A 26,320-nucleotide genomic window follows, 5' to 3' on the forward strand; every position below is an offset into this window, starting at 1 on the left:
CTCGCCCCCGTCCGGAGGCGTCGGCGGCACGGCCTAGAGTCATTTCCGTGGACGACGACCCCCAGCTCTTCGACACCCCGGGCTCCGGCGCGCCCTCGGGGCGGACCGGAGGCTCGCTGAGCGACTCCACCCACGCCGCGGCGCCGCTGGCGGTCCGGATGCGGCCGCGGGGGCTCGACGAGCTCGTGGGGCAGTCCCAGCTGCGGGCGCCCGGGTCGCCGTTGCGTCAGCTCGTCGACGGTGACAAGTCGCTGTCCTTGCTGCTGTGGGGGCCGCCGGGGACGGGCAAGACGACGATCGCCTCGATCGTGAGCCAGCAGACGGGGCGGCGGTTCGTCGAGGTCTCGGCGGTCTCGGCGGGGGTCAAGGAGGTGCGGGCGGCGATCGACCAGGCGCGCCGCGAGCTGGTCGCGACGGGGGAGGAGACCGTCCTCTTCGTCGACGAGGTGCACCGGTTCAGCAAGGCGCAGCAGGACGCGCTGCTGCCGGGGGTCGAGAACCGGTGGGTGACGCTGGTGGCGGCGACCACCGAGAACCCGTCGTTCAGCGTGATCTCGCCGCTGCTCTCGCGCAGCCTGCTGCTGCGGCTCCAGCCGCTGACCGACGACGACATCGCCGAGGTGCTCGACCGGGCGGTGGCCGACGAGCGGGGGCTCGGGGGCGAGCTGACGCTCGACGAGGAGGCGCGGGCGCACATCGTGCGGCTGGCCGGGGGAGACGCGCGGCGCTCGCTGACCTACCTCGAGGCGGCGGCGGGGGCGGCGACGTCCCAGGGCTCCGACGTCATCGACGTGGCGACGGCCGAGACGGCGGCCGACCAGGCGGCGGTGCGCTACGACCGCGACGGCGACCAGCACTACGACGTGGTGAGCGCGTTCATCAAGTCGATCCGGGGCTCGGACGCCGATGCGGCGCTGCACTACCTGGCGCGGATGCTCGAGGCGGGGGAGGACCCGCGGTTCATCGCGCGGCGGCTGATGATCAGCGCCAGCGAGGACATCGGGCTCGCCGATCCCACGGCGATCCAGACCGCGGCGGCCGCGGCCCAGGTCGTGCAGATGATCGGGCTGCCCGAGGGGCGGCTCACGCTGGCCCACGCGACGATCGCGCTGGCCGTCGCGCCCAAGTCCAACGCCGTGACCACGGCCATCGGCGAGGCGACCTCGGACGTGCGGGCCGGCAAGATCGGCGCGGTGCCGCCCCACCTGCGCGACGCGCACTACTCGGGTGCCCGCGACCTGGGCCACGGGGTCGGCTACATCTACAGCCACGACGCGCCGTTCGGCGTCGCCGAGCAGCAGTACGCGCCGGACGTCGTCCTCGACGCCCGCTACTACCGCCCGACCGAGCTCGGCGCCGAGGCGGCGGTCAAGCAGCGGTGGGAGCGGGTACGCCGGATCATCCGTGGGAAGTAGCCCGGTGGTCGCGTCCACAAGTTCTTCGAGCGCCCCGCGCCCGGGGCACGCACCTGGCGGCGTTGGCGGCGCTCGGCGGACGATCCGGTACGACTCCGCACCGCCGCCTTGCCAGGCACGCACCCCGAGCACGGGTCGCCGACGAACAACTTATGGACGCAACCACTAGGCTTGCACGTCGTGACCAACGAGCTCGCCGTCCCGGCCTGGATGGCCGTCGTGACCCTCGTGGGCCTGCTGGCCCTCGTGGTGGTCGTGGCGACCCTCGTCCGGTCCGTACGACGAGCGCGGAGCCACACCGACGCGCTGCTCGCCGCCGCCGCCCACGACGCCGAGGCGCTGCGCGAGCAGCTCAGCGGCATCGAGGACGAGCTGCGCGCCCAGCAGGCGGCGACCAGCCGCCGCGAGCGCAGCCCCGTGGCGGTCGTCGACGACCGCGAGTACGTCATCACCGACCTCGGCACCGAGCACGGCCCGCGGGTCCCCGCGCGCGTCGTCCCGGCGCCGATGTTCGCCGACATCGTGCTGCGCGAGAGCGTCATCAAGACCGCCGCGCTGGCCGCCGGCCTGCGCCGGGCGCTCTCGCCCGAGGTCCGCAACCGGATCCGGTTCGAGATGAAGCGTGAGGTCAAGCGCTCCCGCAAGGAGCGCCGCACCCTGCTCAAGCAGGCCCGCCGCGACCTCGAGGCCCGCCAGCGCGCGAGCGTGGAGGTGCCCTCGTGAAGTCGGGTCTCTGGTTCACCGTGGGCGCCGCGGCCGGTGTCTACGGCGTGGTCCGCGTGCGGCGGCTCGCCGAGGCGTTCACCCCCGACGGCATGCGCGACCGGATCGGCGCGGCCTTCGTCGGCGCGCGCATGTTCCGCGAGGAGGTCGCCCGCGGCCAGGCCGAGGCCGAGATCCACCTGCGTCAGCGCTTCGACGCCGCGGACGCCGGCCCAGCCCGGCTCTCCGCACCCGAGGACGGCACCCGCCGTCAGCTCGCAACCCGCACCACCACGACGGCCGACCCGGCCGCCCCCGACACGGAAGGCACCCGATGAGCGACCGGTACTTGAGCAGCGCGGAGATCCGCAACCGGTTCCTCGCCCACTTCGAGGGGCGCGGCCACACCGTCGTACCGTCGGCCTCGCTGCTGCTGGACGACCCGAACCTGCTCTTCGTCAACGCCGGCATGGTGCCGTTCAAGCCCTACTTCCTCGGCCAGGAGACCCCGCCCTACCAGCGCGCCACCAGCGTGCAGAAGTGCGTGCGGACCCTCGACATCGAGGAGGTCGGCAAGACCACCCGGCACGGCACGTTCTTCCAGATGAACGGCAACTTCTCCTTCGGCGACTACTTCAAGGAAGGCGCCATCCAGTACGCCTGGGAGCTCATCACGGGCGACCAGGCCTCCGGCGGCCTCGGCTTCGAGCCGGACAAGATCTGGGTGACGGTGCTGCCCGAGGACGACGAGGCGCGCCAGCTCTGGAAGAGCATCGCCGGTCTGCCCGACGAGCGGATCCAGCCCCGCGGGCTCAAGGACAACTACTGGAACATGGGCGTGCCCGGTCCCGGCGGTCCCTGCAGCGAGATCTACATCGACCGCGGCCCCGAGTACGGCCCCGACGGCGGGCCCGACGCCGACGAGGACCGGTTCCTCGAGATCTGGAACCTGGTCTTCATGCAGGAGGAACTCAGCGCCGTCCGGGCCAAGGACGACTTCGACATCGCCGGGCCCCTGCCGAGCAAGAACATCGACACCGGCATGGGCCTCGAGCGCGTCGCCTACCTGCTCCAGGGCAAGCAGAACCTCTACGAGATCGACTCCGTCTTCCCGGTCATCGAGAAGGCCATGGAGCTCTCCGGCAAGAAGTACGGCGCCACCGGCGCCGACGCCCACCTCGACGACGTGCGCTTCCGCGTGGTCGCCGACCACGTGCGCAGCTCGCTCATGCTCATCGGCGACGGCGTCACCCCCGGCAACGAGGGCCGCGGCTACGTCCTGCGCCGGCTGCTGCGCCGCGCGGTGCGCAACATGCGCCTGCTCGGCTACCAGGACCGGGCGCTGCCCGAGCTGCTGCCGATCTCGCGCGACAAGATGGGGGAGAGCTACCCCGAGCTGGTCTCCGGCTGGGACCGGATCGCCCAGGTCGCCTACGCCGAGGAGGACGCGTTCCGCAAGACGCTCCAGGCCGGCACCCAGATCTTCGACCTGGCCGCGGGCGAGGTGAAGAAGGCCGGCGCCACCACGATCTCCGGCGACAAGGCGTTCGCGCTGCACGACACCTACGGCTTCCCGATCGACCTCACGCTCGAGATGGCCTCCGAGGCCGGCCTCAGCGTCGACGAGCCCGGCTTCCGCGAGCTGATGAGCGAGCAGCGGGCGCGGGCCAAGGCCGACGCCAAGTCCAAGAAGGGCCACCACGCCGACACGGGCGTCTACCGCGACATCCTCGACGCCAACGGCCCCACCGAGTGGCTGGCGTACGAGACGCTCGAGACCGAGTCGCGTCCGCTCGCGCTGCTGCGCGAGGGTGCGGCGGTCGGATCGCTGGCGACCGGTGAGATCGGCGAGCTGGTCCTCGACCGGACGCCGTTCTACGCCGAGTCCGGTGGTCAGGTAGCCGACGCCGGCATCATCGAGTTCGCCGGCGGCAAGCTCGAGGTGCTCGACGTCCAGCGCCCGGTGCGCGGCCTCGTCGTCCACCAGGTCCGCGTGGTCGAGGGCGAGCTGCCCGCCGACGCGCGCGAGCTGCACGCCCAGGTCGACCCGCAGTGGCGTACCGGCGCGCGCCAGGCCCACTCGGGCACGCACATCATCCACGCGGCGCTGCGCGAGGTGCTCGGGCCCACGGCGCTGCAGTCGGGCTCCTACAACCGCCCCGGCTACCTGCGCCTCGACTTCGGCTGGCTCAACGCCCTCTCGCCCGAGCAGGTCCACGACATCGAGCAGGTCGCCAACAACGCGCTGCGCGCGGACCTGCCCGTCGGCTGGGAGTACATGACCCTCGGTGAGGCCAAGGACTGGGGTGCGCTCGCCCTCTTCGGCGAGACGTACGACGACCAGAAGGTCCGCGTCGTCGAGATCGGCGGCCCGTGGTCGCGCGAGCTGTGCGGAGGCACGCACGTCGAGCACTCCAGCCAGGTCGGCACGATCGTGGTCACCGGCGAGGCGTCGGTCGGCTCCGGCAACCGCCGCATCGAGGCGCTCACCGGCGTCGAGGGCTTCTCCTACCTCGCCCGCGAGCGCGACGTGGTGGGCCAGCTCTCCACGCTCCTCAAGACCCAGCCCGACGACCTCGTCGGGCGGGTCGGCGACCTGGTCGAGCGGCTCAAGCAGTCGGAGAAGGAGATCGAGAAGATCCGTCTCCAGCAGCTGCTCGCCGGCGGTGCGGGGCTCGCCGGCGGTGCCGTCGACGTCAACGGCATCCGGCTCGTCGCCCAGCGCCTCGACGGGGCGGCCGGCGGCGACGTGCGCACGCTGGCCACCGACGTCCGGGCCCGGCTCGGCGCCGACACGCCCGCGGCCGTCGTCCTGATCGGCGCGGCCGACGGCAAGGCCGCCGTGGTGGCCGCGCTCAACGACGCGGCCCAGGCCCGCGGCCTCGCGGCCGGCGACCTGGTCCGCGCGGCGGCGCCCTTCCTCGACGGCAAGGGCGGCGGCAAGGCCGACCTGGCCCAGGGCGGCGGCACCGACGTGTCCCGCATCGACGAGGCGCTCGCCGCCGTGACCGCGGCGGTCGCATCGGCGTGAGGCACGGCGTCCGCCTCGGCGTGGACCCCGGGGACGCCCGGATCGGTGTCGCGCGCAGCGACCCGTCCGGCGTCCTCGCCACCCCCGTCGAGACGGTGCGGCGCGGCCAGGGCGACCTGCGCCGGATCCACCGGCTCCTCACCGAGGAGAACGCGTTCGAGGTGGTGATGGGACTGCCCCGCTCCCTGTCCGGGGGCGAGGGCCCGGCCGCCGCGAAGACCCGTGACTTCGCCCAGCGGCTGGCGCGCCGGATCGCCCCGGTGCCGGTGCGCCTGGTCGACGAGCGCCTCACCACGGTGACCGCGGAGGCTATGCTGCGCGACCAGCGCAAGGGTGCGAAGCGTCGTGCCGTGGTCGACCAGGTCGCGGCCGTCGTCATCCTGCAGCAGGCGCTGGACGCCGAGCGTGCCACGGGGACACCCCCCGGGGAGCTCGTGACCCCGATGGACGAGGAGACGCATGACTGAGTCGGTCCTGCCGGACATGACCCCCGAGGGCGACGGTCCGGTCTCGACGGCGCCGGGTGGCCGCCGCCGCGCCAAGAAGCGGCGCTCGGGCTGCCTTCCGATGCTCCTGGTCGTGGTGCTCTTCTGCGCGATCATCGCCTGGTTCGCCCGCGGCGCGATCGCCGACGTCAAGAACCTGCTCGCCGGGCCCGACGACTACTCCGGCCCCGGCACCGGCGAGGTCATCCTCGTCATCGACCCCGGTCAGTCGGTGCGCTCGATGGGCGACGAGCTGGAGAAGCTCGACGTGGTCGCCTCGGCCGACGCCTTCGTCGACGCCGCGGCCGACAACGACCGCTCCACCGCCATCCAGGCCGGCACCTACCTGCTCAAGAAGAAGATGAAGGCCTCCGACGTCGTCGAGATCCTCGTCGACCCGTCCAAGATGGCCCGCGAGACGGTGACGATCCCCGAGGGCAAGCGCCTCGACGACATCGTCAAGATCCTCGCCAAGAACACCGAGTTCACCGCGAAGCAGTACCGCAAGGTCCTCGCCGACCCCGCGGCGCTCGGCCTGCCCGAGTCCGCCGGTGGCAACCCCGAGGGCTACCTGTTCCCGGCGACCTACGTCGTGACACCGGTCGACACGCCCCAGACGATCCTGGCGGGCATGGTCGAGAAGTGGAAGACGACCGCCTCCAGCCTCGACCTCGACGCCCAGGCCCAGAAGCTCGGGCTCACCGCGCACGAGGTGCTCACGGTGGCGAGCATCCTGGAGTTCGAGGCCAACCGGACCCAGGACTACCCCAAGGTGGCGCGCGCGATCTACAACCGCCTCGACGACGGCATGCGCCTGCAGTCGGACGCGACGGTCGCCTACGCGAACGGGCTCTCCGGCGAGGTCTGGACCACCTCCCAGCAGCGCGACATCGACTCGCCGTACAACACCTACGCCCACGAGGGCCTGCCCCCGGGACCGATCGGCAACCCGGGCGAGGAGACGATGAACGCGGCGCTGCACCCGGCCGACGGGCCGTGGCTGTTCTGGGTCGTGGTCAACCTCAAGACCGGCGAGACGGTGTTCTCGACGACCCTCGCCGAGCACAACGCGGCGACCGAGCGGCTGCGCGAGTACTGCCGGACCTCCGACGCCTGCTGATGCGCTGCGCCGTCGTCGGTGACCCGATCGCCCACTCCCTGTCCCCGGTCCTGCACCGGGCGGGGTACGCCGCGCTCGGCCTGGACGCGTCCTACGACGCCGTCCAGGTCCCGGCGGGTGGGCTGGCCGGGTTCGTCGCCGGGCTCGGACCGGAGTGGCGCGGCCTGTCGGTGACCGCGCCGCTCAAGCGCGAGGCGCTCGACCTCGCCGACACGGTCAGCGCCCGGGCCGAGCTGGCGGGCGGCGCCAACACGCTGGTGCGCACCGAGGCCGGCTGGGCGGCCGACAACACCGACCTACCGGGCGCGATGGCCGCCATCCGCGAGCGGTACGACGGCCCGGTCGGCGCCGCGACCATCGTCGGCGCCGGCGCGACCGCGGCCTCCACGGGCCTCGCGCTCGCCGAGCTCGGGGCCTGCACGGTCCGGCTCCTGGCCCGCGACCGGGCCCGGGCGGCCGAGACCGTCGCGGCGCTGGAGCGGCACCCGGGCCTCGAGGTGGACGTCGTACCGATCGAGGGGGGCGGGATCATCGGCGAGGTCGTCGTCTCGACCGTGCCCGCCGCCGCCCAGAGCGAGGTCCTGGTGGCCGCCACGGCCGCCGCCGCGGTCGTCTTCGAGGTCGTCTACGACCCGTGGCCCACGCCGCTGGCCGCCGCCGCGGCCCAGCGCGGCCAGCCGCTCGTCACCGGGCTCGACCTGCTCGTGCACCAGGCGGTGCTGCAGTTCGCGATGTACACTGGTCACGACGGACCACTCGACGCCATGCGTTCGGCGGGCGAGCAGGCGCTCGCCGCCCGGTAGGTTCCCCGCATGGAGCTGCTCCCGGCGCTGGTCTGCGCCCTCGTCGGCGCGCTCGGCGGCCTCGTCGTCCCGCGGCTGGTCGCGTGGTGCCCCGAGCCCGAGCACGACCCGGCCGAGAACCCCGAGGACTACCCCGACCACGTGCCGTTCGCCGAGCTCGCGGCCCGGCCCGGGCTCGCGGTCCGCTCGGCGGCGGCCTGTGCCGTCGCCGGAGGCGTCCTGGGGCTCGTCCTCGGCTGGAGCTGGGCCCTGCTCTGGCTGCTACCGCTGGTGCCGGTCTGCTGCGCGCTGACGGTGATCGACTACGTGACCTGGTACCTGCCGACCCGGCTGATCCGGGCGGCCGGGCTGGTCGTCGCGGTGCTCGTCGCCGTGGCCAGCGCTGCGGTGACCGACATCGGCGTGGTGCTGTGGGCGGGCGGCGGCCTGGTCGCGCTCGGCGGCTACTACGGCCTGATGCGGCTGCTCAGCCCGCGGGCGATGGCCGGCGGCGACGTCCGCCTCGGCGCGCTCCTCGGCCTCGCGCTCGGCCCCTTCGGCCCGGGCGTCCTGCTCGTGTCGGTGCTCGCCGCCGCGGTGCTGGGCGTGCTGGGGATGGTGCCGATGCGCCGCAGCGGCACGATGATCCGGCGCCGGGTGCCGTACGGCCCGTTCCTCGTGCTCGGCGCCCTGCTGGCGGTCGTGGTGGGACAGGTCCTGAGTGCCTGAGTGACGCATGGGAGACTTGCTCCCATGTTGCGCTGGCTGACCGCGGGGGAGTCCCACGGCCCCTCCCTGGTCGCGATCCTCGAGGGCCTGCCGGCCCACGTCGAGGTCACGACCGACGACATCTCCGATGCCCTGGCCCGCCGTCGTCTCGGCTACGGCCGCGGCGCGCGGATGAAGTTCGAGGCCGACGAGGTCACCGTCACCGGTGGCATCCGGCACGGGCGCTCGCAGGGCGGTCCGGTCGCGATCCAGGTCGGCAACACCGAGTGGCCCAAGTGGGAGACGGTCATGGCCGCCGACCCGGTCGACGCCGAGGTGCTCGACAAGCAGGCGCGCAACGCGCCGCTGACCCGGCCGCGTCCGGGGCACGCCGACCTGGCCGGCATGCAGAAGTACGACTTCGACGACGCCCGCCCGATCCTCGAGCGCGCTTCCGCGCGCGAGACGGCGGCCCGTGTCGCGCTCGGCCGGGTGGCCAGCAACTTCCTGGAGCAGGCCACCGGTGCGCGCATCGTCAGCCATGTCCTCGAGATCGGCGGCGTCCGCACGCCGTCCCGCGACCTCCCCACCCCGGACGACGTCGCGCGCCTCGACGCCGACCCGGTCCGGTGCCTCGACGCCGACGGCTCGAAGCAGATGGTCGAGCGGATCGACCAGGCCCACAAGGACGGCGACACCCTCGGCGGCGTCGTCGAGGTCGTCGTCCACGGCCTCCCGCCGGGCCTGGGCTCCCACGTGCACTGGGACCGGCGCCTCGACGCGCGCCTGGCCGGTGCGCTCATGGGCATCCAGGCGATCAAGGGCGTCGAGGTCGGCGACGGCTTCGAGCTCGCCGCGACCCCGGGCTCGCTCGCGCACGACGAGATCGTCACGACCGAGGACGGCCTGCGCCGGGTCTCGGGTCGCTCCGGCGGCACCGAGGGTGGCATGACGACCGGTGAGATCCTCCGCGTCCGTGCGGCGATGAAGCCGATCGCGACCGTCCCGCGCGCGCTGCGCACCGTCGACCTCGCCACCGGCGAGGAGGCCGTCGCGCACCACCAGCGCTCCGACGTCTGCGCGGTCCCGGCCGCCGGCATCGTCGCCGAGGCGATGGTGGCGCTCGTGCTGGCCGACGCGGTGCTGGAGAAGTTCGGCGGCGACTCCGTGCAGGAGACCCGCCGCAACGTGCAGTCCTACCTCGACACGCTCCGGTTCAAGTGACCGGTCCCGGCGCGCAGGGTCCGCGGGTGGTCCTGGTCGGCACCATGGGCGCCGGCAAGACCACCGTGGGCCGGATCGTGGCCGAGCGCCTCGGCGTCGGCTTCGCCGACAGCGACGCGATCGTCGAGGAGCGCGCCGGCAAGTGCGTGCAGGACATCTTCGTCGAGGACGGCGAGGCGGCGTTCCGGGCACTGGAGCGCGAGGCCGTGGCCGCGGCCCTGACCGACCACGACGGCGTGCTGTCGCTGGGCGGGGGAGCGGTCCTCGACCCCGGCACCCGGGCGCTGCTGGCCGCGCACCCCGTCGTCTTCCTCCGCGTCGGCCTGAGCGACGCGGTCAAGCGGGTCGGGCTCGGCACCGGGCGCCCGCTGCTGCTCGGCAACGTCCGGGCCCGGGTCAAGCAGCTCCTCGACGAGCGCACGCCCGTCTACGAGGGCGTCGCCCGGTTCACCGTCGAGACCGACGGCCGCGGACCCGCCGAGGTCGCCGCCGAGATCGTCACCGCCATCGCGACCCAGGGAGAGCCCTCGTGACCGCACCCACCGTCCTCCACGTCGCCACCGCGTCGCCGTACGACGTCGTGGTGGGCCACGGCGTGCTCGACCGCCTGCGCGGGCTGCTGCCCGACGGCGTCCAGCGCGTCGCGATCATCTGCCCCGAGTCGCTCGAGGACCTCCTGGAGCCCTTCGCCGAGCTGCTGGAGGGTCTCGACGTCGTCGTCCTCCAGGTCCCCGACGGCGAGGAGGCGAAGAACTGGGAGGTCGCCGCCGCGTGCTGGGAGGCGCTCGGCGAGGACGGGTTCACCCGCTCCGACGCCGTCGTCACGCTCGGCGGCGGGGCCACCACCGACCTCGGCGGCTTCGTCGCGGCCACCTGGCTGCGCGGGGTGGCCGTCGTCCACGTGCCGACGACGCTGCTCGCCATGGTCGACGCCGCCGTCGGCGGCAAGACCGGCATCAACACCCCGGCCGGCAAGAACCTGGTCGGCTCCTTCCACGAGCCGGCCGGCGTCCTGTGCGACCTGGCCCTGCTCGCCACGCTCCCGCGGGCGGAGCTGGTCGCGGGCCTCGGCGAGGTCGTCAAGTGCGGCTTCATCGCCGACCCCCGCATCCTCGAGCTCGTCGAGACCGCCGACCCGGCCGCGCTCACCGCCGACTCCCCGGTGCTGCGCGAGCTCGTCGAGCGCGCGATCCAGGTCAAGGCCGACGTCGTGGCCGGCGACCTGCGCGAGACCGGCGGCGCGGGCGGGCACCCGGGCCGTGAGGCGCTCAACTACGGCCACACCCTGGCCCACGCCATCGAGAAGGCGACCGACTACTCCATCCGGCACGGCGAGGCCGTGGCGATCGGCTGCGTCTACGTCGCCGAGCTCGCCGCCCGCGCCGGCTCGCTGCCCGCCGAGCTCGTCGCGCGCCACCGCGCGGCCTTCGGGCGGGTCGGGCTGCCGACCTCGTGGGACGGCGCCGACTTCGAGACCCTGCTGGCGACCATGCGGGTGGACAAGAAGTCCCGCGGCAACCAGCTGCGCTTCGTGGTCCTGGCCGACCTGGCCGAGCCGGTCGTCCTGGCCGGACCCTCCGAGGACGACCTGCGCGCGGCGTACGCCGCGATCTCGGGCGGTGCGGCGTGAGCGGCGCGCCCCGGGACGTCTTCGTCCTCAACGGCCCCAACCTCAACCGCCTCGGCAAGCGCCAGCCCGAGATCTACGGCACCACCACGCTCGCCGAGCTCGGCCGGCTGTGCGTCGGCTGGGGCCACGAGCGCGGCCTCGCGGTGCGCTTCCAGCAGACCAACCACGAGGGCGAGCTGCTCGACTGGCTCAACGACGCGGCCGACCTCGGCTGGCCGGTCGTGCTCAACGCCGCCGCGTGGACCCACTACTCCTACGCCCTCTACGACGCCTGCGCCCAGCTCACGGCGCCCCTCGTCGAGGTCCACATCAGCGCCCCGTCGAAGCGTCCCGAGGAGTTCCGGCACACCTCCGTGGTCACCCCGCACGCGGCCAAGGTGATCGAGGGCGAGGGCATCGACGGCTACCGGCAGGCGCTGGAATTCATCGCGGCCGCCCCTGCCCAGTAGGATTGTCCGTCGGCCCCGGTGTGGGCCTCACGCTCTTGGACACCTCAACAGAAGGCTGACGCATGGCAACGACGAACGACCTCAAGAACGGCATGGTGCTGAACCTGGAGGGCCAGCTCTGGCAGGTGGTCGAGTTCCAGCACGTGAAGCCCGGCAAGGGTCCCGCGTTCGTCCGCACCAAGCTCAAGCACGTGGAGTCGGGCAAGAACGTCGACAAGACCTTCAACGCCGGCACCAAGGTCGAGACCGCCACGGTCGACCGCCGCTCGTTCCAGTACCTCTACAACGACGGCACCAACTTCGTCTTCATGGACGTCCAGGACTACGACCAGCTCGAGGTCGACCCGGCCATCGTCGGCACCGCCGCGGGCTTCCTCCTGGAGAACCAGGAGGTCATCCTGGCCACCAACGAGGGCCGCGTCCTCTTCATCGAGATGCCCGCCTCGGTCGAGCTGCTCGTCTCCTACACCGAGCCCGGCGTCGTGGGCGACTCGGCCACCGGCCGGACCAAGCCCGCCACCCTCGAGACCGGCGCCGAGATCCAGGTGCCGCTCTTCATCGAGCAGGGCGAGAAGATCAAGGTCGACACCCGCGAGGGTGGCTCCTACCTGAGCCGTGTGAAGGGCTGAAGTGGTCACCTCCGACCGCACGGCGCGTGGCCCGCACCTCGGGCACGCACCTCGCTGCGTTGGCGACGTTCGACGTGCCGTCCGGCACGCCGTCGCGCCGCCGCCTTGCGATGCACGCACCCGAGGCACGGGCCACCCTCACCGTGCGATCGGAGGTGACCACTGATGGGAGCCCGGACCAAGGCCCGCAAGCGCGCCCTCGACGTCCTCTACGCCGCGGACCTGCGCGGCGAGTCGGGCGTCGAGGCGCTCGCGCGCGTCACCGCGGAGGGCGAGGCCCCCGCGAACCCCTACACCGCCGTGCTCGTGCGCGGTGTCTCCGAGCACCAGGCGCGCATCGACGAGGTGCTCGAGGAGTTCTCCACCGACTGGAGCCTGACCCGGATGCCCGCGGTCGACCGCAACGTGCTCCGGATCGGTGTCTGGGAGCTGCTCTGGGCCGATGACGTGCCCGACACGGTCGCGGTCACCGAGGCGATGACGCTCGTGCGCGAGCTGTCGACCGACGAGTCGCCGGCGTTCGTCAACGGCGTGCTCGGCGCGATCCAGCGCAAGAAGTCGTCCCTGGTCTGAGGCGCCCGGGCGTGCCAGGCTGAACGGCATGCCGGACACCACTGAGGTTGAGGTCGACGTCGTCGTCATCGGGCTCGGGCCGGGCGGCGAGCACGTCGCCGCCTCGCTCGCCCGCGCCGGACTCGAGGTGGTCGGCGTCGACCGGCGCCTCGTCGGCGGGGAGTGCCCCTACTTCGGGTGCATCCCGTCGAAGATGATGATCCGGGCGGCCGACGCGCTCGCCGAGGCCCGGCGGGTCCCGGCGCTCGGCGGCGCCACCGAGGTCTCCGCGGACTGGACGACGGTCGCCGACCGGATCCGGGACGAGGCCACCGACGACTGGGACGACCAGGTCGCGGTCGAGCGGCTCGAGAGCGCCGGTGCCCGGTTCGTGCGCGGGCACGGGCGGCTGGCCGGTCCCGGGCGGGTCGTGGTCACCACCGCCGACGGCGAGGTCGCGCTCACCGCGCGGCGCGGCGTCGTGCTCAACACCGGCACCGAGCCGGCGGTGCCGCCGATCCCGGGGCTGGCGGACACGCCGTACTGGACCAACCGGGACGCCGTGCGCGTGCGCGAGCTGCCCGCCAGCCTGGCCGTGCTCGGCGGTGGGGCGATCGGCTGCGAGCTTGCCCAGGCGTTCGCCCGGTTCGGCGTCGAGGTGAGCGTGATCGAGGCGTTCGACCGGATCCTGGGGCCCGAGGAGCCCGAGGCCAGCGCGGTCGTGCGGGCGGCGCTGGAGGCCGAGGGCGTCACCGTCCGCACCGGCGTCGGGGTCACCGCGGTCGCCCACGAGGGCGCCTTCAGCATCGGCCTCGCCGACGGTACGTCGGTCGGTGCCGACGCGCTGCTGGTGGCCGCGGGCCGTCGTACCAACCTCGGCGACGTGGGCCTCGACACCGTCGGCCTCGACCCCGCGGCGCGGGTCCTCGAGGTCACCAAGCGGATGCGGGTCAAGGGCACCCAGGGGCTCTGGGCGATCGGCGACATCACCGGCAAGGGCGCCTTCACGCACATGTCGATGTACCAGGCCGGCATCGTCATCCGCGTGCTCACCGACGACGGCAAGCCACGCGCCGACTACCGCGCCGTCTCGCGCGCGACCTTCACCGACCCCGAGGTCGGCTCGGTCGGCATGACCGAGCAGCAGGCCCGTGACGCGGGGCTCCGGGTCGGGGTGGGGCTCGCGCCGCTGCCCGAGTCGAGCCGCGGCTGGATCCACAAGGTCGGCAACGACGGCATCATCAAGGTCGTCGCCGACCTCGACCGCGAGATCCTCGTCGGTGCCACCGCGGTCGGGCCGTCCGGCGGGGAGGTCATCGGGATGCTCGTCACCGCGATCCACGCGCAGGTGCCGCTGGCGACGCTGCGCGGGATGCACTTCGCCTACCCGACGTTCCACCGCGCGATCGAGACGGCGCTCGGCGACCTCAGCTGACCGAGGTGCGCTTGCGCCGCCGGTCCCACCAGGCCCAGCCGGCCATCACGGCGACGACGAGCAGGGCGCCGGCGATCTCGTCGATGACGTAGTGCTCGGCGTAGTAGACGAGCGAGAACAGCATGAGGACGGGGTAGAGCAGCACCGTCCAGCGCCAGGGGTGGCGGTAGCGCGCGATCACCCAGCAGGCGATGAAGATCGCCAGCGCGGAGTGCAGCGAGGGCATCGCCGCGACCTGGTTGCCGATGCTGGAGACGTTCTGGTGCGCGGTGGTCGTGCTGCCCGCCGACGCGGTCAGGTCGAACCAGCCGCGGCCGGTGATCCGGGCGACGTCGTCGGTGAGGTAGCCGTCGCGGGCAGCCATCCACGGCGGCGCCATCGGGTAGAGGACGTAGCAGACCACCGACAGCGAGATGATCACGAGGTAGCGCCTCATGAAGTAGATCCACTCGTCGCGCTTGCGCTTCCACAGCACCGCGCCGATGGCGAGCGCGGCGAAGAAGTGGGAGTAGTAGACGGTGGTGAGCACGACGTCGTACCAGCGCGGGGGCAGCGACTGGCGGCACGGTACGCCGCACAGGTGCTCCTGGAGGAACTGCGTCGGCAGCGTCCCGCCGAAGAGCCAGCGGTCGGCCTCGATCGGCTCGGTGAAGTGCACGCTGAAGATGCCGAGGTCGTCGGAGACGCCGCGGCTGTAGAGGTAGAACAGCAGCACCACGAACGGCGGCCACCAGTCGCGGAGGAACGCGAGGTGCTCGCGCACCGGGCGCCGTACGTCCCAGGCGACCGTGGCCAGCCACAGGATGACCACCACCTGGTAGCCCTGCCGAGGCAGGCCGTTGACCTGCATGTAGACGACCAGGCCCGCGACGAACGCGAGGGCGCCCAGCACGCGGACGAGGTCGAGGCGCGGCAGGTCCGTGCGAACCGCCTCCGCTTCACCGCCCGTCATCATGACCTCCGGGAGGGAGGTTAGCCGGTGACCTCGCTCACCGATGGCGACGGGCCCGGATCGGGGCGCGGGTGCGGGGTACCTGGGGGAGACGGCCGCGCACGCCGCGGCATCGCCCACCCGATACCGAAGGAGCGGACCACCATGGGTCTCGACGACAAGATCAAGAACCAGGCCGAGGAGACGACCGGCAAGGCCAAGGAGGCGCTCGGCAAGGCCACCGGCGACGAGGACCTCGAGGCCGAGGGCAAGGCCGACAAGCTCAAGGGCAGCCTCAAGCAGGCCGGCGAGAAGGTGAAGGACGCCTTCAAGTGAGCGACGCCTGAGGGCCGGGCTCCGGCGTGGCGCGAGCCACGCCGGTCCCGGTTCCCAGCGGCGGGGCCGGAGTCGGTAGAGTGCTCCGCAGCAACATCCTTTAACGAGCCGTCCTGTGAGGCGGAGAAGGAGGTTCCGTCAGTCTTGCCTGCACAGCAGACTCCGGAGAAGCCCGCGAGCACCGGCCGCGTCGTCCTCGACGCCGGCGACATCCACCGGGCGCTGATCCGCATTTCCCACGAGATCCTCGAGCGCAACAAGGGCGCCGAGGATCTCTTGCTTCTCGGGCTCCACACCCGGGGCGTGCCGCTGGCCCACCGGATCGCGGCGAACATCGCCGAGGTCGAGGGGACGACGGTCGCCACCGGCGAGCTCGACGTCACGATGTACCGCGACGACCTCCGCTCCCACCCCACCCGTACGCCGCACCGCACGCAGGTGCCGGCCGGGGGTGTCGACGGCAAGACCGTCGTGCTGGTCGACGACGTGCTCTACTCGGGCCGCACGATCCGGGCCGCGCTCGACGCGCTCTCGGACCTGGGCCGCCCGGCCGTCGTCCGGCTCGCGGTGCTGGTCGACCGCGGCCACCGCGAGCTGCCGATCCGCGCCGACCACGTGGGCAAGAACCTGCCCACGGCGCGCAGCGAGCGGGTCAGCCTCGGGCTGGTCGAGATCGACGGCGAGGACGAGGTGCGCATCCAGTGAACCGCCACCTCCTCAGCATCGACGACCTCGCCGCGGGCGACATCGAGCAGCTCTTCACCACCGCCGCCGAGATGCACGACGTGCAGCGGCGCGAGGTCAAGAAGCTCCCCGCGCTGCGCGGGCGCACCGTGATCAACCTGTTCTTCGAGGACTCCACCCGCACCCGGTCGAGCTTCGAGATCGCCGGCAAGTGGCTCTCCGCCGACGTCATCAACCTGTCCGCCAAGGGCAGCAGCGCGAGCAAGGGCGAGTCCCTGCGCGACACCGTGCTGACCGTCACCGCGATGGGCATCGACGGTCTCGTCGTGCGCCACGGCGCGAGCGGTGCGGCCGAGCAGATCAGCCGCTGGATCGACGTCCCGGTGATCAACGCCGGCGACGGCACCCACGAGCACCCGACGCAGGCGCTGCTCGACGGCTACACGCTGACCCGCAAGCTCGGCACGCTCGAGGGCAAGCACGTCGCGATCGTGGGCGACCTGACCCACAGCCGGGTCTTCCGCAGCAACATCAAGTGCCTGGCCAAGCTCGGCGCCACCGTCACCGCGGTCGCGCCGCCGACGCTCATGCCGGCCGGCGTGGGCGACTGGTCCAAGGCGGCGGGCTTCGCGACGTCGTACGACCTGGACGAGGTGCTGCCCAACGCCGACGCGGTGATGATGCTGCGCGTCCAGCGCGAGCGGATGAGCGGCGGGTTCTTCCCGACCGCGCGCGAGTACACGGTCGGCTACGGCCTGACCCGCGACCGCCTCGCCGTGCTGAAGCCGGGGACGCCGATCCTGCACCCGGGCCCGATGAACCGTGGCCTGGAGATCTCCGCGGACGCCGCCGACGCGCTCGACTCGGTCGTCCTCGACCAGGTCTCCGCCGGCGTCGCCGTCCGCATGTCCGTGCTCTACCACCTGCTGGCGGGGGAGGAGACCAAGTGACCGCCTCGACCCTGATCAAGGGTGCCACCCTGCCCGACGGCACCACGACCGACGTGCTGGTCCAGGACGGCACCATCGCCGAGCTGGGCTCGGTGACGGCCGCGGCCGACCGCACCATCGACGCCGGCGGACTGCGCCTGCTGCCCGGCCTCGTCGACCTGCACACCCACCTGCGCGAGCCCGGCCGCGAGGACGCCGAGACGGTGCTCACCGGCTCGCGCGCCGCCGCGGTCGGCGGCTACACCGCCGTCCTCGCCATGGCCAACACCCACCCGGTGACCGACACCGCCGAGGCCGCCGAGCGGGTCTACGACCTGGGCCGCGCCGCGGGCCTGGTCGACGTCCAGCCGGTCGGCGCGGTCACCAAGGGCCTCGCGGGCGAGGAGCTCGCCGAGCTCGGCCTGATGGCCCGCAGCCGGGCCAAGGTGCGGGTGTTCTCCGACGACGGCAAGTGCGTCCACGACCCGCGCGTGATGCGCCGGGCGCTGGAGTACGTCAAGGCGTTCGGCGGCGTGGTCAGCCAGCACAGCCAGGACCCGTCGCTGGCCGGCCCCACCGCGTGCTGCCACGAGGGCGAGCTCTCCGGTCAGCTCGGCCTGCCCGGCTGGCCCGGCGTCGCCGAGGAGATCATCGTCGCCCGCGACGTGATGCTGGCCCGCCACACCGGCAGCCGGGTCCACGTCGCGCACGTCTCCACCGCCGGCAGCGTCGAGGTCATCCGCTGGGCCAAGGCCCAGGGGATCGACGTGACCGCCGAGGTCACGCCGCACCACCTGCTGCTCACCACCGACCTGCTCACCGGCTACGACCCGACGTTCAAGGTCAACCCGCCGCTGCGCCCCGACGAGGACGTCCAGGCGCTGCGCGCGGCCCTGGCCGACGGCACGATCGACGCCGTCGCCACCGACCACGCGCCGCACGCGCGCCACGACAAGGAGCACGCCTTCGTCGACGCGGCGTTCGGCATGCTCGGGCTCGAGACGGCGCTGCCCGTCGTCACCACGGTGATGGTCGAGAACGGCCTGCTCGACTGGGCCGGCCTGGCCCGCGTGATGAGCGTCAACCCGGCCCGGATCGCCGGTCTGGACGACGTCCACGGCCGCCCGATCGCCGTCGGCGAGCCCGCCAACCTGACCCTCGTCGACCCGGCCGCCCAGGTCGTCGTCGACCGCGCCGCCAGCGTCTCGCTGAGCCGCAACAACCCCTGGCACGACCGCAAGCTCACCGGAAGGGTGGTCGCCACGCTGCTGCGGGGCGCGCCCACGGTGCTCGAAGGAGCCCTCGCATGACCCTGTCCCAGCCCGCGCTGCTCGTCCTCGAGGACGGCCGCACCTTCCACGGCGAGGCCTACGGCGCCGAGGGGGAGACCTTCGGCGAGGCCGTCTTCAACACCGGCATGACCGGCTACCAGGAGACGCTGACCGACCCGTCGTACCACCGCCAGGTGGTCGTGATGACCGCTCCGCACATCGGCAACACCGGCGTCAACGACGAGGACCCGGAGTCGAAGCGCATCTGGGTCGCCGGGTACGTCGTGCGCGAGCCCGCCCGCATCCCCAGCAACTGGCGCTCGCGCCGCTCGCTCGACGACGAGCTCAAGACGCAGGGCGTGGTCGGCATCTCCGGCATCGACACCCGCGCGCTGACCCGGCACCTGCGCGAGCGCGGCGCCATGCGGGTGGGCATCTCCACGGTCGAGACCGACCCCGAGGTGCTGCTCGCCAAGGTCAAGGCGTCCGCCGAGATGGCCGGCGCGAACCTGTCCGAGGCGGTCTCCACCAGCGAGGCGTACGTCGTGCCGGCCCAGGGGGAGAAGCGGTTCACCGTGGCCGCCCTCGACCTCGGCATCAAGGACATGACCCCGCAGCGGATGAGCGAGCGCGGCATCGAGGTGCACGTCCTGCCCGCCACGGCGAGCATCGACGAGGTGCTCGCGGTGCAGCCGGACGGGCTGTTCTTCTCCAACGGCCCCGGCGACCCGGCTGCCACGACCGGCCAGGTCGCGCTGCTCCAGCAGGCGCTGGAGCGCGGGCTGCCCTACTTCGGCATCTGCTTCGGCAACCAGCTCTTCGGCCGGGCGCTCGGCTTCGGCACCTACAAGCTGAAGTACGGCCACCGCGGCATCAACCAGCCGGTGATGGACCTGACCACCCGCAAGGTCGAGGTCACCGCGCACAACCACGGGTTCGCCGTCGACGCGCCGCGCGACACCCCCACCGAGACGCCCTACGGCACCGCCACGGTCAGCCACGTCTGCCTCAACGACGACGTCGTCGAGGGTCTCGAGCTGCATGCCGACGGCAGGCTCAAGGCGTTCTCCGTCCAGTACCACCCCGAGGCCGCTGCCGGCCCGCACGACGCGGCGTACCTCTTCGACCGCTTCACCACGCTCCTGGAGGAGAACGCCTGATGCCGAAGCGCGAAGACATCAAGTCCGTCCTGGTCATCGGCTCCGGCCCGATCGTCATCGGCCAGGCCTGCGAGTTCGACTACTCCGGCACCCAGGCGTGCCGGGTGCTCAAGGAGGAGGGCCTGCGGGTCATCCTCATCAACTCCAACCCGGCCACGATCATGACCGACCCGGAGTTCGCCGACGCCACCTACGTCGAGCCGATCACCCCCGAGTTCGTCGAGAAGGTCATCGCCAAGGAGCGCCCCGACGCGATCCTGCCGACGCTGGGCGGCCAGACCGCGCTCAACGCCGCGATCGCCGCGCACGAGAGCGGTGTCCTGGCCAAGTACGACGTCGAGATGATCGGCGCCAGCTTCGAGGCGATCCACCGCGGCGAGAACCGCGAGCTGTTCAACGCCATCGTGCACAAGGTCGGCGGCGAGGTCGCCCGCTCGTTCGTGTGCCACTCGATGGACGAGGTCGAGAAGGCCGCCGGCGAGCTCGGCTTCCCGGTCGTGGTCCGCCCGTCGTTCACCATGGGCGGCCTCGGCTCCGGGATCGCCTACGACGCCGCCGACCTCCAGCGCATCGCCGGCGCCGGCCTGTCCGCCAGCCCCACCACCGAGGTGCTGATCGAGGAGTCGATCATCGGCTGGAAGGAGTACGAGCTGGAGGTGATGCGCGACAAGGCCGACAACGTCGTCATCATCTGCTCGATCGAGAACTTCGACCCGATGGGCGTCCACACCGGCGACTCGATCACCGTCGCCCCGGCGATGACGCTGACGGACCGTGAGTACCAGCACCTGCGCGACCTGGCCATCGGCATCATCCGCGAGGTCGGCGTCGACACCGGCGGCTGCAACATCCAGTACGCCGTGAACCCCGCCGACGGCCGGGTCATCGTCATCGAGATGAACCCGCGCGTCTCGCGCTCCTCGGCGCTGGCCTCCAAGGCGACCGGCTTCCCGATCGCCAAGATCGCCGCCAAGGTTGCGGTCGGCTACACCCTCGACGAGATCCCCAACGACATCACCGAGGAGACCCCGGCGTCGTTCGAGCCGAGCCTCGACTACGTCGTCGTCAAGGTCCCGCGGTTCGCGTTCGAGAAGTTCCCGACCGCCGACCCGACGCTGACCACCCACATGAAGTCCGTGGGCGAGGCGATGGCGATCGGCCGCAGCTTCAGCGAGTCGCTCAACAAGGCGCTGCGCTCGCTCGAGAACAAGCACGCACCGTTCGACTGGTCCGCCCCGCTCGGCGACAAGGCCGCGCTCCTCGAGGGCACCCGGGTCCCGCACGACGGCCGGCTCCAGGAGGTCATGCAGGCGATCCGCGCCGGCGCGACCCAGGAGGAGGTCCACGACGCGACCAAGATCGACCCGTGGTTCGTCGACCAGCTGTTCCTGATCGACGAGATCGCCCAGAAGGTCGCCGCCGCCGAGAACCTCGACGCCGGCACGCTGCGCCTGGCCAAGCGGCACGGGCTCTCCGACCTCCAGGTCGCCCAGATCCGCGGCGTCACCGAGGCCGAGGTGCGCGCGGCGCGCCACGCGACCGGTGTCCGGCCGGTCTTCAAGACCGTCGACACCTGTGCGGCCGAGTTCGCGGCGGCCACGCCGTACTACTACTCCTCCTACGACGAGGAGACCGAGGTCCTGCCGCGCGCCGAGGGCAAGGAGGCCGTGATCATCCTGGGCTCCGGGCCCAACCGGATCGGTCAGGGCATCGAGTTCGACTACTCGTGCGTCCACGCCAGCCTCGCGCTGGCCGAGGCCGGCTACGAGACGATCATGGTCAACTGCAACCCCGAGACCGTCTCGACCGACTACGACACCTCCGACCGGCTCTACTTCGAGCCGCTCACGCTGGAGGACGTGCTCGAGATCTACGAGGCCGAGAAGGCCGCCGGCCCGATCGCCGGCGTCATCGCGACCCTCGGCGGCCAGACCCCGCTCGGCCTGGCGCAGGGCCTGCAGGACGCCGGCGTCCCGATCGTCGGCACCAGCCCCGAGGCGATCGACCTGGCCGAGGAGCGCGGTGCCTTCGGGCGGGTGCTCGCCGAGGCCGGTCTGGTCGCGCCCAAGCACGGCACGGCGGTGTCCTACGAGGACGCCCAGGCGATCGCGCACTCGATCGGCTACCCGGTGCTCGTGCGTCCGTCGTACGTGCTGGGTGGGCGGGGCATGCAGATCGTCTACAGCGACCAGGCGCTCGAGGCCTACATCAACGCGGCCACCGAGATCAGCCCGGACCGCCCGGTCCTGGTCGACCGGTTCATCGACGACGCCGTCGAGATCGACGTCGACGCGCTCTACGACGGCACCGACCTCTTCCTCGGCGGCGTCATGGAGCACATCGAGGAGGCCGGCATCCACTCCGGTGACTCCTCCTGCGCGCTGCCGCCGATCACCCTCGGCGACGCCGAGATCGACCGGATCCGTGCGGCCACCGAGGCGATCGCCAAGGGCGTGGGCGTGCGCGGCCTGATCAACATCCAGTTCGCGCTGGGCGCCGACGTGCTCTACGTGATCGAGGCCAACCCCCGCGCCTCGCGCACGGTGCCCTTCGTGTCCAAGGCGACCGGCACCCAGCTCGCCAAGGCCGCGGCCCGGGTGATGCTCGGAGAGTCCATCGCCGAGCTGCGCGCCAACGGCGGGCTCCCGGCCGAGGGCGACGGCGGCTCGCTGCCCGCCGGTGCGCCGATCGCGGTCAAGGAGGCGGTGCTGCCGTTCAACCGGTTCCGCACCAAGGACGGCCAGTTCGTCGACACCGTGCTCGGCCCGGAGATGAAGTCGACCGGTGAGGTGATGGGCTTCGACGCCGACTTCGGTACGGCGTTCAGCAAGTCCCAGGCGGCCGCCTACGGCCCCCTGCCGACCTCGGGCAAGGTCTTCATCTCGATCGCCAACCGCGACAAGCGCACGATGGTCTTCCCGGCCCGGGTGCTGGTCGACTACGGCTTCGAGATCCTCGCGACCCAGGGCACCGCCGAGGTGCTGCGCCGCAACGGCATCCAGGCGACCGTCGTCCGCAAGCACTTCGAGGGCCCCGGCCCCGACGGCGAGCCCACGGTCGTGCAGATGATCCTCGACGGCGAGATCGACCTGATCGTCAACACCCCGCACGGCTCGACCGGCGGGGGCGACTCGCGGGTCGACGGCTACGAGATCCGCTCGTCGGCGGTCCTCACCGGCACCCCGTGCATCACGACGGTCCAGGGCCTGGCCGCCGCCGTCCAGGGCATCGCCGCGATCCGCGCCGGCTCGGTCGGCGTCCGCTCGCTCCAGGAGTGGAACGCCGCCGCCGAGGCCGCCCGGTGACGCTCTACGACAAGGTCTTCGCGCACCTCCTGGTCAAGATGGACGCCGAGAAGGCGCACCACCTGACCTACGACGCGCTGCGGGCCGGGGGACCGGTGCTCTCCCGGGCCCCGATCCCCGGCCGCGCGCCGGTCGAGGCGATGGGGCTGACCTTCCCCAACCGACTCGGTCTCGCGCCCGGCTTCGACAAGAACGCCCGGGTCTACGACCGGATGGGTGCGTTCGGCTTCGGCCACGTCGAGATCGGCACCGTCACCGCGCTCGCCCAGCCCGGCAACCCCAAGCCTCGGCTGTTCCGGCTGCCCGAGGACCGGGCCATCGTCAACCGGATGGGCTTCAACAACGACGGCTCCGCGGTCGTCGCCGCGCGCCTGGCCAAGCGCCGGCGCGGCGACCTGGTCCTCGGCGTCAACATCGGCAAGTCGAAGGTCGTCCCCGACGACGACCAGGCCGCCGTCGAGACCGACTACGAGACCTCGACCCGCCGGCTCGCCCCCCACGCGGACTATCTCGTGGTCAACGTGAGCTCGCCCAACACCCCGGGCCTGCGCAACCTTCAGGCCGTCGAGAAGCTCGCCCCCCTGCTGCGCCACGTGCGCCGTACGGCGGACGAGGTCACGGCCGCGCCCATCCCGCTGCTGGTCAAGATCGCGCCCGACCTCTCCGACGACGACGTCCTCGCGGTGGCCGACATGGCGCTCGACCTCGGCCTGGCCGGGGTGATCGCGACCAACACGACGATCTCGCGCGAGGGCCTGCGCACGCCGGCCGCCAAGGTCGACGAGGTCGGCGCCGGGGGACTGTCCGGTGCGCCCCTCACCGAGCGCTCCACCGAGGTCATGAGGCTGCTGCGCGGCCGGGTCGGCGACCGGCTCACCCTGATCGGCGTCGGCGGGATCAGCACCCCGGAGCAGGCTGCCGAGCGGGTCGCCGCGGGCGCGGACCTGGTGCAGGCCTACAGCGCTCTGATCTACGGTGGCCCGATGTGGCCACGACAGATCCTCAAGGCGCTGTGACATGAGCTTCGGCGACTACCAGCTGGAGCTCTACCTCGGCGCCCTCGGCGGCGTCCTGCCCGCCCACCCGTTCGACTACGCCGACCTCGAGGCGCGGGCGCTGGCGGCACTGCCGCCCGAGCTGCGCACCTACGTCGCGGGCGGCGCGGGTGACGAGTCGACCCAGCGCGCCAACGTCGCGGCGTTCGAGCGCTACGCCGTCGTCCCGCGGATGCTGCGGGCGCCCGCCGAGCGCGACCTCTCGGTCGAGCTGTTCGGGCGCACCCTGACGAGCCCGCTCGTGCTGGCGCCGGTCGGCGTGATCGGCATCTGCACGCCCGACCAGCACGGCGACGTCCACGCGGCCGAGGTGGCCGCGGCGACCGGCATCCCGTTCATCGGCTCCACGCTGATGAGCGACCCGCTCGAGGTGGTCTCGGCGGCGGCCGGCGAGGCGCCGAAGTGGTTCCAGCTCTACACGCCCAAGAACCGCGAGCTGGCCGAGAGCTTCGTACGCCGGGCCGAGGCGGCCGGCTACGAGGCGATCGTGGTCACCCTCGACACCTGGGTGCCCGGCTGGCGCCCGCGCGACCTGGCCTCGGGCAACTTCCCGCAGCTGCGCGGCAAGGCGCTCGCCAACTACACCTCCGATCCCGTCTTCCAGGAGATGACCGGGCCGAACCCCGACCTCGGCACCGTCGTGATGACCTGGGCCGGCACGTTCGGCCACCCGGTCACCTGGGACGACCTGCCCTGGCTGCGCTCGCTGACCGACCTGCCGATCGTGGTCAAGGGCATCTGCCACCCCGACGACGCGCGCCAGGCGCTCGACGCCGGCGTCGACGGGATCTACTGCTCCAACCACGGCGGCCGCCAGGCCAACGGCGGGGGAGCGGCGCTCGACTGGCTGCCCGACGTGGTCGCTGCGGTCGACGGGCGGGCGCCGGTCGTCTTCGACTCCGGGGTCCGCACCGGCGCCGACGTGGTCAAGGCGGTCGCCCTCGGCGCCGACGCGGTCGCGATCGGGCGTCCCTACGCCTACGCCCTCGCCCTCGGCGGTGTGCCCGGCGCGGTCCACCAGGTCCGCTCGATGCTCGCCGAGGCCGACCTGATCATGGCCGTCGACGGCTACCCGACCCTGGCCGACCTCGGCCCCGACGCCCTGCGGAGGACCTCCTGATGACCTTCGGTGCCCGACTCGTCGCCGCCGTCGCCGACCGCGGACCGTTCTGCGTCGGCATCGACCCGCACGCGGCGCTCCTCCACGCCTGGGGGTACGACGACGACGTCGCCGGGCTCGAGCGGTTCGCGCTCGCCGCGGTCGAGGCCGTCGCCCCCCACTGCAGCGTGATCAAGCCCCAGTCGGCGTTCTACGAGCGCTTCGGCAGCCGCGGCGTCGCCGTCCTGGAGCAGGTCATCGCGGCGGGCCGCGCGGCCGGGGCCCTGGTCCTGCTCGACATCAAGCGCGGCGACATCGGCTCCACCTCCCAGGCCTACGCCGACGCCTACCTCGACCCCGCCTCGCCGCTGGCCTGCGACGCGGTCACGGTCAGCCCCTACCTCGGCTTCGGCTCGCTCCAGCCGTTCGTCGACACCGCTGCCCGGTTCGACGCGGGCCTGTTCGTGCTCGCTGCCACCTCCAACAAGGAGGGCCCCGAGGTCCAGGAGGCGCTCACCGACGGCCGGACCGTCTCGGCGACCGTCCTCGACCACCTGCGCCGGCTCAACGAGGGCGCGAGCCCCCTCGGCTCCTACGGCGCCGTCGTCGGCGCCACGCTCGAGGACGACCGCGGCCTGGACCTGGCCTTCAACGGCCCCATCCTCGCCCCCGGGTACGGCGAGCAGGGCGGCACCGTCGCCGACCTGCGCCGGATCTTCGGTGCCGGTGTCGGCAACGTCCTGGCCACCTCCTCCCGCGGCGTGCTGCGCCTCGGCCCGGACCCGGCCGCCCTGTCCGGTGCCGTGCGGCGCGGCAACGACGAGCTGCGCGAGCTGCTCGGGTGAGCCGGCGCGGCCGGTGGCTCGCCGGCGCTGCCGTCGTCGTGGCGGTGGCGCTCGTGGGGGGCTTCCTGTGGCTGCGGGGGAGTGACGACGAGGACCCCTTCGCGTCGTACTGCTCGGAGGTGGAGAGCCGCCGCGAGCAGGTCGGCGCCGCGCTGTCCGCGGGCCCCCAGGTCGGCCTGATCCGCGCGCTGCCGAGCTTCGAGGCGCTCGCGGCCAAGGCCCCCCAGGACATCCGGGCGGACTGGCAGCTCGTCGTCGCCCGGGTCAGCGACCTCGACGACGCGCTCAGCGCGGCCGGCGTCGACGCCGCGACCTACGACCGTGCGGACCCGCCCGCCTCGGTGTCGGCCGAGGACCGCCAGGCGATCGACACCGCCGCCGTCCGGCTGGGCTCGCGGGAGACCGCCGCGGCGCTCTCCCGGGTCCAGCAGCAGGCCCGCGACGTCTGCAAGACACCGCTCAGCCTCTGATCGTCACCTGATCGTCACCCGCGTTGCCGCCGCCGAGCCCTTCTGGCTAGATTGGCCGACGGCGGCGCGACCG

The 26,320-nt window shown here is 72.7% G+C and carries 26 protein-coding genes; 25 read left to right on the forward strand and 1 reads right to left on the reverse strand.

The window, feature by feature from the left end:
• The first annotated feature begins 47 nt into the window (after window positions 1-47).
• The 15 genes from CCO04_RS18795 to CCO04_RS18865 all read left to right on the forward strand — a co-directional run bounded on the left by CCO04_RS18795 (window position 48) and on the right by CCO04_RS18865 (window position 14,162).
• Window positions 48-1,415 carry a replication-associated recombination protein A gene (locus CCO04_RS18795; protein ID WP_308281346.1) on the forward strand — a complete coding sequence of 456 codons (1,368 nt, stop codon included), beginning with the start codon at window positions 48-50 and terminating at the stop codon, window positions 1,413-1,415.
• Window positions 1,416-1,595: 180 nt separating this feature from the next.
• A complete protein-coding gene (locus CCO04_RS18800) occupies window positions 1,596-2,138 on the forward strand; it encodes a hypothetical protein (RefSeq protein ID WP_215815702.1) in 543 nt (180 codons plus the stop codon).
• Window positions 2,135-2,455, forward strand: a complete 321-nt coding sequence (locus CCO04_RS18805) for a DUF6167 family protein (RefSeq protein ID WP_215815703.1) — start codon at window positions 2,135-2,137, stop codon at window positions 2,453-2,455. Before CCO04_RS18800 ends, CCO04_RS18805 begins: the two co-directional genes overlap by 4 nt.
• Window positions 2,452-5,148 carry an alanine--tRNA ligase gene (alaS, locus tag CCO04_RS18810; RefSeq protein ID WP_252373558.1) on the forward strand — a complete coding sequence of 899 codons (2,697 nt, stop codon included), beginning with the start codon at window positions 2,452-2,454 and terminating at the stop codon, window positions 5,146-5,148. Before CCO04_RS18805 ends, alaS begins: the two co-directional genes overlap by 4 nt.
• The gene (ruvX, locus tag CCO04_RS18815) at window positions 5,145-5,615 is read left to right on the forward strand and encodes a Holliday junction resolvase RuvX (RefSeq protein ID WP_215815704.1); all 471 of its coding nucleotides are present in this window, start codon (window positions 5,145-5,147) and stop codon (window positions 5,613-5,615) included. Before alaS ends, ruvX begins: the two co-directional genes overlap by 4 nt.
• Window positions 5,608-6,753, forward strand: coding sequence for an endolytic transglycosylase MltG (gene mltG, locus CCO04_RS18820; protein WP_215815705.1), 1,146 nt, complete (start codon window positions 5,608-5,610; stop codon window positions 6,751-6,753). The genes ruvX and mltG overlap by 8 nt, the downstream gene beginning before the upstream one ends.
• The gene (locus CCO04_RS18825; RefSeq protein ID WP_215815706.1) at window positions 6,753-7,556 is read left to right on the forward strand and encodes a shikimate dehydrogenase; all 804 of its coding nucleotides are present in this window, start codon (window positions 6,753-6,755) and stop codon (window positions 7,554-7,556) included. The genes mltG and CCO04_RS18825 overlap by 1 nt, the downstream gene beginning before the upstream one ends.
• A gap of 9 nt (window positions 7,557-7,565) precedes the next feature.
• Complete coding sequence (locus tag CCO04_RS18830; protein ID WP_215815707.1) at window positions 7,566-8,264, forward strand: prepilin peptidase; 699 nt, start codon at window positions 7,566-7,568, stop codon at window positions 8,262-8,264.
• Window positions 8,265-8,288: 24 nt separating this feature from the next.
• Entirely contained in the window at window positions 8,289-9,467 is a 1,179-nt protein-coding gene (gene aroC / locus CCO04_RS18835) for a chorismate synthase (protein WP_215815708.1), read from the forward strand.
• Window positions 9,468-9,511: 44 nt separating this feature from the next.
• On the forward strand, window positions 9,512-10,000 hold the full coding sequence (locus tag CCO04_RS18840; RefSeq protein ID WP_215816076.1) for a shikimate kinase: 489 nt from the start codon (window positions 9,512-9,514) through the stop codon (window positions 9,998-10,000).
• Window positions 9,997-11,097, forward strand: a complete 1,101-nt coding sequence (gene aroB / locus CCO04_RS18845) for a 3-dehydroquinate synthase (protein ID WP_215815709.1) — start codon at window positions 9,997-9,999, stop codon at window positions 11,095-11,097. Before CCO04_RS18840 ends, aroB begins: the two co-directional genes overlap by 4 nt.
• The gene (locus CCO04_RS18850) at window positions 11,094-11,546 is read left to right on the forward strand and encodes a type II 3-dehydroquinate dehydratase (protein ID WP_215815710.1); all 453 of its coding nucleotides are present in this window, start codon (window positions 11,094-11,096) and stop codon (window positions 11,544-11,546) included. The genes aroB and CCO04_RS18850 overlap by 4 nt, the downstream gene beginning before the upstream one ends.
• 62 nt (window positions 11,547-11,608) lie before the next feature.
• A complete protein-coding gene (efp, locus tag CCO04_RS18855) occupies window positions 11,609-12,175 on the forward strand; it encodes an elongation factor P (RefSeq protein ID WP_141799056.1) in 567 nt (188 codons plus the stop codon).
• A gap of 165 nt (window positions 12,176-12,340) precedes the next feature.
• The gene (nusB, locus tag CCO04_RS18860; RefSeq protein ID WP_215815711.1) at window positions 12,341-12,748 is read left to right on the forward strand and encodes a transcription antitermination factor NusB; all 408 of its coding nucleotides are present in this window, start codon (window positions 12,341-12,343) and stop codon (window positions 12,746-12,748) included.
• A gap of 28 nt (window positions 12,749-12,776) precedes the next feature.
• Window positions 12,777-14,162 carry an NAD(P)/FAD-dependent oxidoreductase gene (locus CCO04_RS18865; protein ID WP_215815712.1) on the forward strand — a complete coding sequence of 462 codons (1,386 nt, stop codon included), beginning with the start codon at window positions 12,777-12,779 and terminating at the stop codon, window positions 14,160-14,162.
• Here the strand turns inward: CCO04_RS18865 and CCO04_RS18870 are convergent.
• The gene (locus tag CCO04_RS18870; RefSeq protein ID WP_215815713.1) at window positions 14,155-15,114 is read right to left on the reverse strand and encodes a phosphatase PAP2 family protein; all 960 of its coding nucleotides are present in this window, start codon (window positions 15,112-15,114) and stop codon (window positions 14,155-14,157) included. The genes CCO04_RS18865 and CCO04_RS18870 overlap by 8 nt on opposite strands.
• Window positions 15,115-15,258: 144 nt before the next feature.
• Between CCO04_RS18870 and CCO04_RS18875 the strand changes: the two genes are divergently transcribed.
• The 10 genes from CCO04_RS18875 to CCO04_RS18920 all read left to right on the forward strand — a co-directional run bounded on the left by CCO04_RS18875 (window position 15,259) and on the right by CCO04_RS18920 (window position 26,247).
• A complete protein-coding gene (locus CCO04_RS18875; protein WP_215815714.1) occupies window positions 15,259-15,429 on the forward strand; it encodes a CsbD family protein in 171 nt (56 codons plus the stop codon).
• A gap of 144 nt (window positions 15,430-15,573) precedes the next feature.
• Window positions 15,574-16,134: a bifunctional pyr operon transcriptional regulator/uracil phosphoribosyltransferase PyrR gene (gene pyrR, locus CCO04_RS18880; RefSeq protein WP_215815715.1), complete on the forward strand. Its 561-nt coding sequence runs from the start codon at window positions 15,574-15,576 to the stop codon at window positions 16,132-16,134.
• On the forward strand, window positions 16,131-17,063 hold the full coding sequence (locus CCO04_RS18885; RefSeq protein WP_215815716.1) for an aspartate carbamoyltransferase catalytic subunit: 933 nt from the start codon (window positions 16,131-16,133) through the stop codon (window positions 17,061-17,063). Before pyrR ends, CCO04_RS18885 begins: the two co-directional genes overlap by 4 nt.
• Window positions 17,060-18,352, forward strand: coding sequence for a dihydroorotase (locus CCO04_RS18890; RefSeq protein ID WP_215815717.1), 1,293 nt, complete (start codon window positions 17,060-17,062; stop codon window positions 18,350-18,352). Before CCO04_RS18885 ends, CCO04_RS18890 begins: the two co-directional genes overlap by 4 nt.
• Complete coding sequence (carA, locus tag CCO04_RS18895; RefSeq protein WP_215815718.1) at window positions 18,349-19,473, forward strand: glutamine-hydrolyzing carbamoyl-phosphate synthase small subunit; 1,125 nt, start codon at window positions 18,349-18,351, stop codon at window positions 19,471-19,473. Before CCO04_RS18890 ends, carA begins: the two co-directional genes overlap by 4 nt.
• Window positions 19,473-22,778, forward strand: a complete 3,306-nt coding sequence (carB, locus tag CCO04_RS18900; protein WP_215815719.1) for a carbamoyl-phosphate synthase large subunit — start codon at window positions 19,473-19,475, stop codon at window positions 22,776-22,778. Before carA ends, carB begins: the two co-directional genes overlap by 1 nt.
• Window positions 22,775-23,794 (forward strand): quinone-dependent dihydroorotate dehydrogenase, encoded by a 1,020-nt coding sequence (locus CCO04_RS18905; protein WP_308281349.1) that lies wholly within the window; start codon window positions 22,775-22,777, stop codon window positions 23,792-23,794. The genes carB and CCO04_RS18905 overlap by 4 nt, the downstream gene beginning before the upstream one ends.
• Before the next feature lies 1 nt (window position 23,795).
• On the forward strand, window positions 23,796-24,953 hold the full coding sequence (locus CCO04_RS18910) for an alpha-hydroxy-acid oxidizing protein (RefSeq protein ID WP_215815720.1): 1,158 nt from the start codon (window positions 23,796-23,798) through the stop codon (window positions 24,951-24,953).
• Window positions 24,953-25,777, forward strand: a complete 825-nt coding sequence (gene pyrF, locus CCO04_RS18915) for an orotidine-5'-phosphate decarboxylase (protein ID WP_215815721.1) — start codon at window positions 24,953-24,955, stop codon at window positions 25,775-25,777. The genes CCO04_RS18910 and pyrF overlap by 1 nt, the downstream gene beginning before the upstream one ends.
• The gene (locus CCO04_RS18920) at window positions 25,774-26,247 is read left to right on the forward strand and encodes a hypothetical protein (protein WP_215815722.1); all 474 of its coding nucleotides are present in this window, start codon (window positions 25,774-25,776) and stop codon (window positions 26,245-26,247) included. The genes pyrF and CCO04_RS18920 overlap by 4 nt, the downstream gene beginning before the upstream one ends.
• Window positions 26,248-26,320 lie beyond the last annotated feature (73 nt).

Origin of the sequence: Pimelobacter sp. 30-1 (assembly GCF_018831735.1) — a bacterium.
Taxonomy (GTDB): Bacteria; Actinomycetota; Actinomycetes; order Propionibacteriales; family Nocardioidaceae; genus Nocardioides.

Excerpts from the sequence above, each read along its gene's own strand:
- alaS (WP_252373558.1), top strand. The coding sequence starts at position 2,452 with ATGAGCGACCGGTACTTGAGCAGCGCGGAGATCCGCAACCGGTTCCTC.
- CCO04_RS18865 (WP_215815712.1), top strand. The coding sequence starts at position 12,777 with ATGCCGGACACCACTGAGGTTGAGGTCGACGTCGTCGTCATCGGGCTC.
- nusB (WP_215815711.1), top strand. The coding sequence starts at position 12,341 with ATGGGAGCCCGGACCAAGGCCCGCAAGCGCGCCCTCGACGTCCTCTAC.
- CCO04_RS18910 (WP_215815720.1), top strand. The coding sequence starts at position 23,796 with ATGAGCTTCGGCGACTACCAGCTGGAGCTCTACCTCGGCGCCCTCGGC.
- aroC (WP_215815708.1), top strand. The coding sequence starts at position 8,289 with ATGTTGCGCTGGCTGACCGCGGGGGAGTCCCACGGCCCCTCCCTGGTC.
- pyrF (WP_215815721.1), top strand. The coding sequence starts at position 24,953 with ATGACCTTCGGTGCCCGACTCGTCGCCGCCGTCGCCGACCGCGGACCG.
- CCO04_RS18840 (WP_215816076.1), top strand. The coding sequence starts at position 9,512 with ATGGGCGCCGGCAAGACCACCGTGGGCCGGATCGTGGCCGAGCGCCTC.
- mltG (WP_215815705.1), top strand. The coding sequence starts at position 5,608 with ATGACTGAGTCGGTCCTGCCGGACATGACCCCCGAGGGCGACGGTCCG.
- CCO04_RS18870 (WP_215815713.1), bottom strand. The coding sequence starts at position 15,114 with ATGACGGGCGGTGAAGCGGAGGCGGTTCGCACGGACCTGCCGCGCCTC.
- CCO04_RS18830 (WP_215815707.1), top strand. The coding sequence starts at position 7,566 with ATGGAGCTGCTCCCGGCGCTGGTCTGCGCCCTCGTCGGCGCGCTCGGC.
- carB (WP_215815719.1), top strand. The coding sequence starts at position 19,473 with ATGCCGAAGCGCGAAGACATCAAGTCCGTCCTGGTCATCGGCTCCGGC.
- CCO04_RS18825 (WP_215815706.1), top strand. The coding sequence starts at position 6,753 with ATGCGCTGCGCCGTCGTCGGTGACCCGATCGCCCACTCCCTGTCCCCG.
- carA (WP_215815718.1), top strand. The coding sequence starts at position 18,349 with ATGACCCTGTCCCAGCCCGCGCTGCTCGTCCTCGAGGACGGCCGCACC.
- CCO04_RS18875 (WP_215815714.1), top strand. The coding sequence starts at position 15,259 with ATGGGTCTCGACGACAAGATCAAGAACCAGGCCGAGGAGACGACCGGC.
- efp (WP_141799056.1), top strand. The coding sequence starts at position 11,609 with ATGGCAACGACGAACGACCTCAAGAACGGCATGGTGCTGAACCTGGAG.